Origin of the sequence: Pedobacter africanus (assembly GCF_040548825.1) — a bacterium.
In the GTDB taxonomy this organism is placed as follows: domain Bacteria; phylum Bacteroidota; class Bacteroidia; order Sphingobacteriales; family Sphingobacteriaceae; genus Pedobacter; species Pedobacter africanus_A.
In genome coordinates this window covers 738,423-752,336 of the sequence record NZ_JBEPSL010000001.1, presented here as the reverse complement: position 1 = coordinate 752,336, position 13,914 = coordinate 738,423, and the positions used below count along the sequence as shown (strand labels likewise).

The following is a 13,914-nucleotide window of genomic DNA, read 5'->3' as shown; positions in this document are numbered from 1 at the left end:
ATATGAGAACTAAACTGATTGGCTTTCTTTTACTTTGCCATACCGCCTTACATGCCCAAACCTTTAAATTCCCCCTGGTTCCGGAACAAGGAAAAACCATCGCTTCACTGGTACCATCAACCTGGAAAGTAATAGACAGCGTACGGGGCGACCTGAACAATGACAACATCAGCGACCTGGCCCTGGTGATGGAATTTTACAGGCCCGTTAAGGAAAACCGTGCTTACGGCGACAATGAAACGGAAATCATTACTGAAGTGCAAAAACCCAGGATACTGGCCATATATTTCAGGCGTTCGGCTTCGGGCGCTTACAAACTGGTTACACAGAACAATAATTTCATTTTACGGTCTGAAGAAGGGGGCGGTATGGGCGATCCCATAAGACCTTTGAGCATTGATTCCAATGCGCTTTCATTGAGCTTTGAAGGTGGGGGCAACTGGCGCTGGAAACTATTTTACACCTTTAAATATCAGGATAAGGAATGGCAGCTGACAAAGGCCAACAACTATACCTGGCACACAGGTTCAGGCGAAATGAACGACAAACAATACGATTTTGTGAATAAAAAACGTACCGTTACCAGTGGTAGTATTGACAACAAAGCATCAGCAAATGAGACCTTTGAGCAGCCCTTAGCCCTGAAGAACCTCCGTACATTTACCAGCTTTAAAAAACCCTGGACCTGGCAGATCAGTCCGGACGAGTTTTTGTAAAAAAAATTCCCCGCTTCTCAGCAGGGAATTCCATATCGTCAATTAGAATTATCTCGAATAATTTGGTGCCTCTTTAGTGATAGAAATATCGTGCGGGTGACTTTCTCTCATACCTGCAGCAGTAATTCGTACAAATTTGGCTTTCTGAAGATCGTCGATGGTAGCTGCACCACAATAGTGCATACCGGCCCTTAAACCGCCAACATACTGATAAATAACCTCGGCAAGTGTTCCTTTATAAGGCACACGGCCTACAATACCTTCCGGTACCAGTTTGGTCACTACATCGGTCTCATCCTGAAAATAACGGTCTTTAGAACCTTGCTGCATGGCTTCTACAGAGCCCATACCGCGGTAAGACTTAAACTTACGGCCTTCATAAATGATGGTTTCGCCCGGTGATTCTTCTACACCTGCAAATAATGAGCCTGCCATGATTGCGTTTGCACCTGCGGCAATAGCCTTAACAATATCGCCTGTTTGTTTGATCCCTCCATCTGCAATTACGGGAATTCCGGTTCCGATAAGCGCTTGTGCGCATTCAAAAACGGCATACAATTGAGGTACCCCTACTCCGGCAATGATGCGGGTAGTACAGATAGATCCTGGACCGATCCCTACTTTAACGGCATCAGCACCAGCCGCGGCCAAAGCAATCGCTGCTTCTGCAGTGGCAATGTTTCCGGCAATGACCTGTAAATCCGGCCATCTTTGTTTGATGGCCTTTACCATGTCAATAACCCCTTTGGAATGGCCATGCGCTGTATCAACAGTTACCACGTCTACTCCTGCCTGTACCAAGGCGGCAACACGGTCAATGTTATCGGCAGCAACACCCACAGCAGCACCAACACGTAAACGTCCGCGCTCATCTTTACAGGCTTTAGGGTAATTTTTATATTTCTGGATGTCTTTGAAAGTGATCAATCCGGCAAGGTGACCACCCTTATCCACTACAGGGAGTTTTTCAATTTTATAGTCCTGCAGAATTTCTTCGGCCTGTAAAAGGGTGGTTCCTTCAGGAGCAGTGATCAGGTTTTCGCGGGTCATTACTTCCGATACCTTGCGTTGCATATCTTTCTGGAAACGCAGGTCGCGGTTGGTAATGATACCTACCAGTTTATTTTCGTTGTCAATAACCGGGATACCACCGATCTTAAAATCTTTCATGATCTGGAAAGCATCGGCAACCCTGGCATTTTCACTCAGGGTAACCGGATCCTGGATCATCCCGCTTTCCGAACGCTTAACCTTCCTTACTTCTTCTGCCTGACGTTCTATGCTCATGTTTTTATGCAACATGCCAATACCGCCAGCCTGAGCGATAGCAATAGCGAGACCGGCTTCTGTTACGGTATCCATTGCAGCAGAAACGATAGGAACATTCAGGCGTATTTTTTTGGTTAAGAAACTCCCGGTATCCACATCACGTGGCAGAACTTCAGAATAAGCGGGTACTAATAATACGTCATCGTATGTAAGACCTTCGGCGATAAATTTGTTGGGATCGAGTTGCATAGCAAATAATTTAAGAGTTACTATTTGCCGGGCAAAAGTACGATTATTATTGAAACTGTGCAATAGTATTACGAATAAAGCACATTGAAAGTAAAACATTACACTCAGATAACGATTGGCACAAAAAAACTGTAAATTGGGCCATGACAAATGTGACCACACTATGAAATATAGCTTTTTTTTCATTTTACTGACCTTATGCTTTTTAAACAGCAATGCTCAGACCTTTAAATACGCTTTTGTAACCGATACACATGTGGGTACTGCAACGGGTGAGGATGACCTGCGAAGGACGGTAGCTGATATCAATAAACAGACCGACCTGGATTTTGTGCTGGTTACCGGTGATGTAACAGAAATGGGCACTGGGCTCGAAATTAAGCTGGCCAAATCTATACTGGCTTCCCTCAAAATTCCCTTTCATGTGATCCCGGGCAATCACGATACCGGCTGGTCTGAATCGGGAGGGGTAGATTTCATAAAGGAATTTGGCAGTGATAAGTTTACTTTTGATCATAAAGGTTACCGCTTTATCGCCTGTGCATCGGGGCCTTATGTAAGGATGTCGGACGGCCACATTCCAAGAGATGCGGTTGTTTGGCTGGATAAAGTTTTAAAGCATACATCTGCAACCATGCCGGTTGTATTCATTAACCACTACCCTGTGGACAACAGTCTCGACAACTGGTATGAAGCGACAGACAGGATCAAAAAATACAATATACAATATGCCATATGCGGGCATGGCCATGCCAACCAGGCCTTAAATTTTGAAGGTGTACCGGGCACTATGGGCCGTTCCAACTTAAGGGCAAAAGACAGCATCGGCGGTTATAACATTGTAACCATGCGCCCTGATTCTGTTTTATTTGCTGTTAAAAGACCTGGCATGGAACTGGAAAGGCCATGGAGAAAAATTGCGCTGGGTAAATTTACTGCAAGCAGTACAGAAAAAATAGAACGGCCATCTTACGGGATCAACAGCAGCTACCCTCAGGCAAAACAGGTCTGGAATTACCATGCTGCGGCCAATGTGATATCCACTCCTGCAGCAACAAAGGATCTGGTCATATTTGGTAACCACATTGGTGAAGTAGAGGCTTTGTCTATCAAAAATGGCAGCCGGAAATGGGTTTATAAGACCAAGGGGGCGGTCTATTCTTCTCCGGCAATAAGCGGTAATACGGTTGTACTGGGCTCAGGAGATGGTTTTATTTATGCTTTAAACGTGGGCAGCGGCAAACAAATCTGGAAGTTTGAGACTAAAGCTTCAGTACTGGGAAGTCCGGTTATTGAAAACGGGATTGTTTACATTGGCGGAAGCGACAATAATTTCAGGGCTCTAAACCTGCAGACAGGTAAACAACTCTGGACATTTGACGGTGTGGAAGGAACGATAGTGGGAAAACCACTATTATACAAAGGCAAAATCTTTTTTGGCTCCTGGGGCAGGCATTTGTATGCCCTGGACCAACGCAATGGTGCCTTGTTGTGGAAATGGAACAATGGGAGTGCGAACCGCATGTTCTCGCCGGCCATGTGTACTCCGATGGCACACAATGATATCGTCTATTTTGCGGCGCCCGACCGGGTACTTACCGCAGTGGATGCCAATAATGGGACCACACTTTGGAGAAATAAAGAAGCAACTGTACGTGAATCGGCGGGGATAGCGGAAGATGGAACTATGATTTTTGGAAAAACCATGAACGATGAGGTGGTGGCTTATAAAACGCAGGCTACCGATCCGGGGATTTTATGGCGGTTAAACCTGGGCTTTGGTTATGAACATGTACCATCAATGCTGATAGCCAAAGACAAGCAGGTATTTTTCGGCACACGAAACGGTGTGGTGTATGCCTTTGACCCTGCCTCACGCAAAATAGTATGGGCGCATAAAATAGACAATTCGATGGTAAACACGGTAAATGTAATTGACAAAAACACCATCCTGGTAGCTACCATGGATGGTGTGGTTACATTACTGAAAGTGAATTAGTTTTTCCCCACCACTACCCTGGTAAAGGTATCTGTATTGAGGTATTTGTTGGCCAGTGCTTTCAACTCGGGGGCGGTAATGGTCTTTACCGTTTCGATATAGTTTTCGTAGTAGCTGTAATCTAGTCCCGAGAAGTACACATTTTTGAATTTATCGGCATGAGAGAATGCATTTTCCAGGCTACCCAACATAGCACCCAGCATGTAATTGCGTACCAGAGCCAGCTCCTCGTCTGCCACCAGTTCGGTTTTAAGCAGGCTGATCTCCTTTTCGATTTCAGTAAGGGCGCTACTGCAAACATTAGCACCAACTTCTGTTGCAATAAAAAAGTATCCGGCGTTTTTTAAAGAAGCTACCGCAGAACCGATACCATAGGTATAACCCTTATCTTCCCGGATATTAGCCATTAACCTTGATCCGAAATAACCACCAAGTACACAGTTCAGCACCTGGAACCCTGGGAAATCAGGATGGTTCCTGTTAATGGCCAATGTGCCCATTCTGATGGCCGATTGAATGGCATCAGCTCTCTCGATAAGGACATCTCCGCCCGGTACTGCAGCAAAGCTGAATTTATTAATGACAGAGATTTCGGTATTGTTCCAGTCTTTCCCGATGATACCGTTTAGCGTATCAAATTCTTTCTCTTCGAACTTACCTGCTACAAAAATGGTACAGTTTTGTGGTTTGTAGGCAGCCTTAAAATAACTGATCAGTTCAGCCCTTGTTAATGCATCATAATCGGCGGCACCGATATTAGAGCCATAAGGTGTTTCTCCAAAAAGCGTATTCGCAAATTGTTTACGGGCCAGGAAATCATTCTTTTGCAGGTTTACCTGTAAGGATTGTTTTTGGTTCTGAACAAAAATAGCCAGCTCCTGTTCAGGAAAAATGCTTTCGTTAAGGATTGACCTGATGATGGGCAATACGGAAACCAGGTGCTTGTTCAGGGTGTATAGTTTTACACAGGTTTGATCGGCGCCATATTCCGTCTGCAAAAAAGCGCCATAATAATCTACTTTATCTGCAATTTCCTTTGCACTTAGCAAGGCTGTTCCATTGTTGACCAGGTGACTGACACCGATGGCCTGCAAAGGTTTTTTGGCATCCCAGTTGACGTTTTCGAATATAAATTCTATGCGGACAAGCTCCTGTTTACCGGCATTGATGGTAAAAACCGGTATCCCATTGTCCAGTATTTGTTTTAAAGGTTCGATGAAATTGATGTCATCTACCTGTTTAGATTCCGGGGCTAGTGTACGGTTAAGCATTGTTGGCGGTTAAATAATATAAAGTTGAACATTGCGCTTTCACAAAAGTAGTTTTGGCAGCCTGTTGAATGCGCTCCGGGCTAACAGCAAGGTATTTATCGATCTCGGTATTCAGTCCCCCGGCATCCCCTAACAATTCATAATAAGCCAGGTTCATGGCCTTGTCCAAAAGGTTCATTTCGGCAAACACCATTATAGATTCTGATTTGTTTTTTACTTTGGTGATTTCCGCTTCAGTAACCGGCTCTGCCCTAAGCTTATCCAGTTCCGTCCAGATAGCTGCCTCTGCCCTTTCCATATTTACACCTTCCACCAGTTTACCTTCAATAATAAAGAGTCCTTCGTCTATGCTGCTGGTGATGTAGGCATGAATATCGCTGAATAATTGCTGCTCTTTGAGCAGGCTATTGTACAGCCGGGATGACTGCCCCTGCGACAATACGTCCGACGTCAGGTCGTATACCTGGTAATCGTTATCACCCCGCGCCGGCATTTTAAAGGCCATATAAATGGCATTTAAAGGCACATCGGCTGTTGCTGTTTCTTTTCGCTCCGCTGTTTGCAGGGGCTCTTTCGGCAGGTTCCTCAGGTATTTTTCGCCAGCCGGAATTGGTGCGAACCATTTTTCGGCCAGAACTTTTATCTCTTCTGTTTTTACGTCTCCGCCTACCACCATAATGGCATTTTGAGGGTTATAGTGCTTCTGGAAAAATGCTTTTACATCCTCCATTTTTGCATCCTCAATTTGCTTCAGGTCCTGGCCAATGGTTGCCCAGCGGTAAGGGTGCGTGGTATAGGCCAATGGCCTTAGTTTTAACCATACATCGCCATAAGGCTGGTTCAGGTACCGTTGTTTAAATTCTTCGCAAACCACATTTCGCTGTGTTTCCAGGTTTTTCTCCGAAAAAGCAAGGCTCAGCATCCGGTCGCTCTCCAGCCAAAAAGCAGTCTCGAGGTTAACAGCCGGCAGGGTAATGTAATAATTGGTAATGTCGTTACTGGTGAAGGCATTGTTTTCGCCCCCTACCCTTTGTAAAGGTTCATCATAGCTGGGAATGTTTACAGAGCCGCCAAACATGAGGTGCTCAAACAAATGGGCAAAACCGGTTTTTCCCTCTTCTTCGTCCCTCGCACCAACATCATATAAAATATTCAGTACTGCCATTGGTGTAGTATCATCTTCATGTACCAGCACACGTAAGCCATTACTCAGTGTAAAACGATTAAAATCTACCATAAATTGAAAATAATTGCGCCAAAGATAGGAATTATGCGCTTGGAAATAGAAGTGCCGCTAATTAAGACAAACAAATTATATTGATCAAAACAACTTATGGTATATTTGTACCATGAATACTGCCGAATTACTACAAAGGGCCTTGAATTTCGACTTTTTAACTAAAGAAGAGGGTGTTTTTTTATATCATCATGCAGCTACTGCCGAACTGGCCTATGTGGCCAATGAACTGAGAAAAAAACAGGTGCCCAGTGGAAAAGTGACCTGGCAAATCGACAGAAATGTGAATACAACCAATGTTTGTATTGCCAACTGTAAGTTCTGTAATTTTTTCAGAAGGCCCGGCCATGAGGAAAGTTACATCACTGATATTGAAACTTATAAACAAAAGATAGAAGAAACGTTCAGACTGGGGGGCGACCAGCTGCTCTTGCAGGGGGGGCATCATCCCGACCTGGGCCTGAAGTTTTATGCAGATTTGTTTAAACAATTGAAGGAATTGTACCCGGATTTGAAACTTCATGCTTTAGGCCCGCCCGAAATTGCACACGTAGCAAAGCTGGAAGGCTTATCGCACACCGAAGTTTTAAAGGCCCTGAAAGCAGCGGGTATGGATTCTCTTCCTGGCGCCGGTGCAGAGATCCTGAACGACAGGGTAAGAAGATTGATCTCGAAAGGAAAGTGCGGCGGGCAGGAATGGCTGGATGTCATGCGTGCAGCGCATCAATTGGATATCACCACTTCGGCCACTATGATGTTTGGTCATGTCGAAACCATCGAAGAACGTTTTGAGCACCTGGTATGGATCAGGGAAGTGCAAAGTGAAAAACCTGCCGATGCCAAAGGCTTCCTCGCATTTATACCATGGCCTTTTCAGGACGATGGTACTTTACTGAAACGCCTGAGAGGCATCAGCAATACTGTTTCCGGTGATGAGTACATCAGGATGCTGGCGCTGAGCAGGATCATGCTGCCCAACATTAAAAACATACAGGCCTCCTGGCTCACGGTAGGTAAAAATGTGGCAGAACTTTGCCTGCATGCCGGAGCAAATGATTTTGGCTCTATCATGATCGAAGAGAATGTAGTATCGGCCGCAGGTGCCCCGCACCGCTTTACAGCAAAAGGAATACAGGATGCAATCAGAGAAGCTGGGTTTGAGCCGCAGTTGCGCGGACAACAGTACAATTACCGCGACCTGCCCGATCATCTGGAAGAACAAGTGATCAATTATTAGCGGCATAAAATGGGGATATGGCATTTTTTTAATAAATTCACCTTATTAAATTAAAGCCGTGCTGAATACAATTATTGTAGATGATGAAGAATTTGCCCGCTCCTCCCTGTACTTTCTGTTACAGGAGAATTGCGAGGATGTACACATATCGGGTATTGCAAAGTCAGTATCCGAAGCAAGGAACTTACTGACACAACATTCGATAGACCTGATTTTTCTTGACATTGCCATGCCCGGCGAAAACGGGTTTGAACTCATCCCCTATGCGCAATCCAATAAGGCACATATTATTTTTACGACCGCTTACGACCAGTATGCTTTAAAAGCGATTAAAGCCAATGCCCTTGATTACCTGCTCAAACCCATTGACATTGATGAACTCAAAGTAGCGGTAGATAAGGCAGTAAGGTTTATCGCATTGAACAAAAACGAAAACAACCGCAACGAAAGTCTGCAAAATCTGGCAGTAAACCTTTCTGAACGAGCTGAAATCCGTAAGATCAGTCTGCCCAACGGACAGGGCTATACCCTGGTCAATATTGACGATATCATTCACATTGAGGCCGATAGTAATTATTCTGTATTTTACTTTGCCAACAGGGAAAGGATCACTGTATCAAAGGTATTGAAGGAATATGAGGAAATATTGCCTGACCATCAATTTGTCAGGATCCACAAATCCAGTATTGTTAACCTTAATTACCTGAAGGAGTACAATTCCAGGAACGGATTGGAAGTGATACTGAAAAATGGTGAAAAACTTGCCGTATCCCGACGCCGGGCCAGTGATTTTGCAGAACGGATCAAATCCTATACACGCCTTGACAATGACAAATAACATGCTGAGGCCGGCATTGCTTTTTTTTGCACTCACAGCACTGTTTTTGAGTTCTAAACTGCCTGGCTATGCACAGACAACCTATTTGCAGCACTTCAGCACAAAAAACGGTTTACCCAGTAACAACTGCTATTATACACTTCAGGATTCAAAGGGTTATATCTGGATCAGCAGCGATGCGGGAGTAAGCCGGTTTGACGGCAAACTGTTTGAGAACTTTTCTATAGACGATGGATTGCCCGACAACCAGATCCTGCAAATGAAGGAAGACAAGAGCGGAAAGATTTGGTTCCTTGCATTGAATGGTCAGCTCAGCTACTATTTCAACGGAAAAATATACAACGAGACCAATAACCAGTTGTTGAAATTATTGAAATTTAATGCTGTGGTGGTCTCTTTTTTTGAAGACAGCAAAGGCCGTATCTGGTTTGGCACCAATAAGAACCTGCTGGTGATGTACGATGGGAAGTCAATTATGAAATACATGTCGGCCAATGCCAGTCTGCAATTTATCAATACCTTTATTCATGAAGATAGGGCCGGAAACATCTGGGCCTTTGGCAAAGCCTGTGTAAGAGTCTTTAAAAATAAACAATTCCAGATTGTACCCCATGTTACCCTGCCCCTCTCCTATAAAACTTCTTTAAATTTACCAGACAAAACCATGGCTTATCTTGGGCGCAATGGCTTGAACATACACAATGGTTTAAGGCAGTACACCAGGCTGAAGATAGACAGCACCTTACTGACAAACGACCTGGGTTTTTTCTTTCTGGATAAGAACAATGACATATGGCTAAGCAACAGCAATGGCATTTACCATACTGAGCCCTATGGTAAAACAACACGGTATTTACCTAACATATCCAGCAGTCAGGTCATAAAAGATTCTAAAAACAACATGTGGTTTACCACCAATACAGGTATATACATGCTGCCCAGGAAAGAAGAACGCCTATACCTGATCAACAGTGGCAATGGCTTAAATACAGACGGGGTAAAAAGTGTAATGAAAGATGATCAGAACAGATTGTGGTTGGGCATGGACGACGCGAGCATCAATATTCTGCAGCCAAACAGTTACCAGGTCAGTAAAATCCAGTTACCCGAAAGAAAGAAATACGCCACCATTAAACAGCTTGATTTAGATACGCTCAACGATGCCATGTATTTTGCATCCGATTACGGGATAGGAAGGATAACGGGGATTCATGGCAAAAAACCACAAATTGAATATCTAAAGGAAACCAACGATTCTTTATACGTAGTCAAATCTTTTAGTATTGGCAAGGACAATAGCCTGGCCCTGGCCCTTTCTTCGGGTGTTTTCATTTTGCCCGACCGGATCCATAAATTTGAGTTCACCTCGCTGTACTTCAGGCAGGGAGTTGGTTTTTTTAACAACAGGTCGTACCGTGTATTTTATGACAAAGGGGAGAATTTGTGGTTTTCCAATATCAATGGCCTTTCCGAATTTTCGAAAGGGAACCTGTACAGCTATTACGGGAACAACCAATTGCTCACCAAACGGATAAATGACATTTGTGAACTGGATGATGGAACTATTGTATTGGCAACGGACGGTTATGGTATCCTCTTCCTGAAGGACAAGAAGCTTTTTAAAGTGATTACACAAAAAGAGGGCCTGGCAGATAACATCTGCAAGCGTCTTTTTATCAAAGACAATTACATTTGGGTAATTACCAATAATGGAATCAACAAGCTGTTTTTAAATGATACACAGGTTAAGGTAGAAGCCTTTGAGTACACCAACTCCCTGCTGTCTGACGATGTGAACTGCCTGTATATAGACGATCGTTATGCTTATTTTGCCACCAATAACGGACTGATTTATTTTTCTTATAAAAATGCAAATCAGACCAATGAGCCGCCTGAAGTGTTCATCTCATCGGTAGCAAACAATAAGGTAAAACTGGGACTAAATGATCCGTTGTATACACTGCCCCCTGCAAACAATAACATCACATTTACCTACAGTGCCATTGATTTTCAAAATAAAAACATCACCTATCGGTATCGTTTAAAAGCAGATGCCAATTGGACGGAGACCAAAAACAGACGACTCGAGTTTTCATCTATGGAGCCTGGTGATTATGTTTTTGAGATCAGTGCAAGGTCCAATAACAGCAGGTGGAGCGTACCTGCCAAAGTAAACTTCTCTTTAAAAAAACATTTCTGGCAAACTTACTGGTTCCTTGCAGGTGTTTTTGTTTTGGCAGGCTTTGCCTTTTATAAGGCTGCAGTAGTAGTAACAAAGCGACAAAAAAACAAGGAGCAACAGCAGTTACTGCTAAAAAACCAAATTCTGATGCTGGAACAGCGTGCACTCCAGGCCATGATGAACCCGCATTTTGTTTTTAATGTGATGAATTCTATACAACATTACATCAATACCAAAGACACCAATTCGGCCAATAAAATATTAACGGGTTTTGCCAGACTGATCAGAAAAAACCTGGAAATATGTACCAGGAGTTTCATTAGCCTGGATGAGGAGCTGGAATACCTGGAGCTTTACCTGAGTTTAGAGAAAAAGAGATTTGGAGAAAAATTTAAGTATAACATCCAGATAAACCCCGCCATTGATAAGGAAGAAACGCTGATTCCCTCAATGATTTTGCAGCCTTACATAGAAAATGCCATCTGGCATGGCTTAATGCCTAAAGAGAAGGGCGGAAAGATTGACATCCGGATTGATTTGCAGGGCACTGCGCACCTGCTGATCGAAATTATCGATGATGGTGTAGGTATTGAGAATTCCCTGCGCAACAAAAAAGGCCAACACCAGAGCAAAGGCATGAGCCTGACCAATGAGCGGATTAATTTGCTGAACCAGGTTGAAGTAAATCCGGTACGGATTGAGATCAGGCAGAACGGCATTTCGGGCACATACGTGTCTGTTTTGATCCCTTTAAAACAGTAAATTACCGTTTACTCAATTATTCCTACCACTTACTAACTTTAAATGAATCGTACTGGAAATAGCATTAAACTTGTTATAGATATTAAAACAAACAGAAGTTTGTAAAATGCGTTCTTATAGGATTGATCAAAGATATTTTTACCTAACCTAAAACTATATCTCAATTCAGGTTTCATTTGTGTGTTAAAAAATGGTAAAGTTCATAGCTTTACCATTTTTTTTTACGCGGTATTGTAGCTATTTTGTCCAACAATATCCACATAAAAATTGTGCATATTTTTTTTTAAAAAATTCTTTGTGGAATTCCTTTTTGTCTTACTTTTGAGCAGCTGAAAATTAAAAAAAACATCGTTCTTTTGATTTAAAAAGATTTTTAGTAAATTTAACATATCAATAAAACACTTTACGGAATTATTTTTTTTGTAATGAAAACTCCAAAAAAACCAATCAACAAAAGTCAAGCAGAAGATCCAGAAGAAGAGCTGGAAGATTCGTATGAAGGAACAAGTAAAAAGAAGTCATATGATGACGACGATGATGACTTTGACATGCCATTAGATGATCTGGACTCTTTTGACAGCTTTGGTTCGGACGATGACGATGACGACAATTATTAACAGTTAAAAACAGAATATTAAAAGGCATCCTTATGGGATGCTTTTTATTTTAACCCCAGCCCTATTCGCCTAAAATGCAGATAACTACAGTATCCGGAAAACATTCAGAAAAAGATTTTTTAGCTATTGCCCGATTGATTTACAAGGATGACAAAAACTGGATTTGTCCGCTGGACCAGGATATTGAGCAAATATTTGACCCCAACAAAAATCCTTTCTTCGGACACGGCAAATGCGTCCGATGGATATTAAAAGACGAAAACGGAAATGGTATTGGCAGAATTGCTGCTTTTATAAACGATAAAAAAGCATACCAGTACGCACAGCCAACAGGGGGAATTGGCTTTTTTGAATGCATAAATGATAAAAAGGCAGCTTTCCTGCTGTTTGACACCGCGAAAGTCTGGCTCGAAGAAAACGGAATGAAAGCCATGGATGGCCCCATTAATTTTGGGGAGAACGATTCTTTCTGGGGCTTACTGGTAGAGGGCTATACCCCTCCATCCTATGGAATGAATTATCACCTTCCATATTATCATGAGCTGTTTACCGCATATGGCTTCAAGAAAGAATATGAACAGATCACCAATCACCTTGCGGTAAAAAAACCTTTTCCGGAACGTTTTACTAAAATTGCGCACTGGGTGGCCAATAAACCAGGCTATACCTTTGAACATTTTTCCAAGAAAAAGGCGGAAAAATATGTATCCGATCTGATGGAAATTTATAACGATGCCTGGAAGGATTTTGAGAACTTTGTTCCGATAAAAAAGGAAACGCTGGAGGAGAGTTTTGAAAAAATGCAAACCATTATGGATGAAAAGCTGATCTGGTTTGGTTATGTGAATGGAGAGCCCGCATCATTTGTTGTAATTATACCGGATGCCAACCAGATGATCAAAGGCTTTAACGGCAAACTGGGCCTCATAGAAAAGCTAAAATTTGTTTACAGGCGCTGGCTGGGTGTAAAACGTATGCGCGCAATAGTTATGGGAACAAAGTCTGCTTATCAGAAGCATGGCCTGGAATCGGCATTGTTCATTAAGTTAAAGGAGTATGTGTTGCCAATGAATCAGTATGAGGAACTGGAACTGTCGTGGGTAGGCGATTTTAACGATAAAATGTTGGCTATTCATCAAGCAACAGGTGCCACTTTTGGAAAGCGGCACCTGACTATGCGAAAGATCTTTTAAATTATTTTTCTCTGATTTCTTCGTAAAGATCGATTACTTTCTTCTGAAGTTTGATGATCTCTTCTTCTCTTTGCGCCAGCTTTTCTTTTAAGCCATTGATTTCTTCAAAATTAAGTGACTGAGGATTTTCTCCTTCTTTGGATATGATATCCATAGTGGATACCTCGAAAAGATTAGCGATTTGTGCCAACCGTGAAATGTTAATATCAGTGATACCAGTTTCGATTTTTGAGAACGCCGGGATTGAAATATTTAGACGTTTAGCCACTTCCCCCTGGCTCCAGCCATTTTTTTGGCGCAGCTGTCTAATGTTTTTTCCAATGATATTCATATTATTAATTTAG

At 42.7% G+C, this 13,914-nt stretch carries 11 protein-coding genes; 7 read left to right on the top strand and 4 right to left on the bottom strand.

What is annotated here, in order from left to right; translation table 11 throughout:
- Positions 1–2 precede the first annotated feature (2 nt).
- Entirely contained in the window at positions 3–716 is a 714-nt protein-coding gene (locus ABIE26_RS02995; protein ID WP_310140176.1) for a hypothetical protein, read from the top strand.
- A 48-nt stretch (positions 717–764) separates the two neighbouring features.
- Here the strand turns inward: ABIE26_RS02995 and guaB are convergent, their stop codons facing one another.
- Positions 765–2,234, bottom strand: a complete 1,470-nt coding sequence (gene guaB / locus ABIE26_RS02990; RefSeq protein ID WP_310140177.1) for an IMP dehydrogenase — start codon at positions 2,232–2,234, stop codon at positions 765–767.
- Between the two features lie 163 nt (positions 2,235–2,397).
- On the opposite strand from guaB, the gene ABIE26_RS02985 reads away from it, so the two are divergent.
- Entirely contained in the window at positions 2,398–4,233 is a 1,836-nt protein-coding gene (locus ABIE26_RS02985; protein ID WP_310140180.1) for an outer membrane protein assembly factor BamB family protein, read from the top strand.
- Here the strand turns inward: ABIE26_RS02985 and ABIE26_RS02980 are convergent.
- The gene (locus ABIE26_RS02980) at positions 4,230–5,504 is read right to left on the bottom strand and encodes a M16 family metallopeptidase (RefSeq protein WP_310140182.1); all 1,275 of its coding nucleotides are present in this window, start codon (positions 5,502–5,504) and stop codon (positions 4,230–4,232) included. The two genes, ABIE26_RS02985 and ABIE26_RS02980, sit on opposite strands and share 4 nt — an antisense overlap.
- Positions 5,497–6,741: a M16 family metallopeptidase gene (locus ABIE26_RS02975; protein ID WP_310140184.1), complete on the bottom strand. Its 1,245-nt coding sequence runs from the start codon at positions 6,739–6,741 to the stop codon at positions 5,497–5,499. Before ABIE26_RS02975 ends, ABIE26_RS02980 begins: the two co-directional genes overlap by 8 nt.
- Positions 6,742–6,853: 112 nt before the next feature.
- Here ABIE26_RS02975 and mqnC point away from each other — a divergent pair, with 112 nt between their 5' ends.
- The 5 genes from mqnC (at position 6,854) to ABIE26_RS02950 (ending at position 13,570) form a co-directional block, all read left to right on the top strand.
- Positions 6,854–7,978 carry a cyclic dehypoxanthinyl futalosine synthase gene (gene mqnC, locus ABIE26_RS02970; protein ID WP_310140187.1) on the top strand — a complete coding sequence of 375 codons (1,125 nt, stop codon included), beginning with the start codon at positions 6,854–6,856 and terminating at the stop codon, positions 7,976–7,978.
- A 58-nt stretch (positions 7,979–8,036) separates the two neighbouring features.
- The gene (locus ABIE26_RS02965) at positions 8,037–8,816 is read left to right on the top strand and encodes a LytR/AlgR family response regulator transcription factor (protein ID WP_310140190.1); all 780 of its coding nucleotides are present in this window, start codon (positions 8,037–8,039) and stop codon (positions 8,814–8,816) included.
- Positions 8,806–11,760: a ligand-binding sensor domain-containing protein gene (locus tag ABIE26_RS02960; protein ID WP_310140191.1), complete on the top strand. Its 2,955-nt coding sequence runs from the start codon at positions 8,806–8,808 to the stop codon at positions 11,758–11,760. The genes ABIE26_RS02965 and ABIE26_RS02960 overlap by 11 nt, the downstream gene beginning before the upstream one ends.
- Before the next feature lie 425 nt (positions 11,761–12,185).
- Positions 12,186–12,377 (top strand): hypothetical protein, encoded by a 192-nt coding sequence (locus ABIE26_RS02955; RefSeq protein WP_310140192.1) that lies wholly within the window; start codon positions 12,186–12,188, stop codon positions 12,375–12,377.
- A gap of 74 nt (positions 12,378–12,451) precedes the next feature.
- A complete protein-coding gene (locus tag ABIE26_RS02950) occupies positions 12,452–13,570 on the top strand; it encodes a GNAT family N-acetyltransferase (RefSeq protein WP_310140194.1) in 1,119 nt (372 codons plus the stop codon).
- 1 nt (position 13,571) lies between these two features.
- Here the strand turns inward: ABIE26_RS02950 and ABIE26_RS02945 are convergent, their stop codons facing one another.
- Positions 13,572–13,901, bottom strand: a complete 330-nt coding sequence (locus tag ABIE26_RS02945; RefSeq protein ID WP_015807399.1) for a helix-turn-helix domain-containing protein — start codon at positions 13,899–13,901, stop codon at positions 13,572–13,574.
- Positions 13,902–13,914 lie beyond the last annotated feature (13 nt).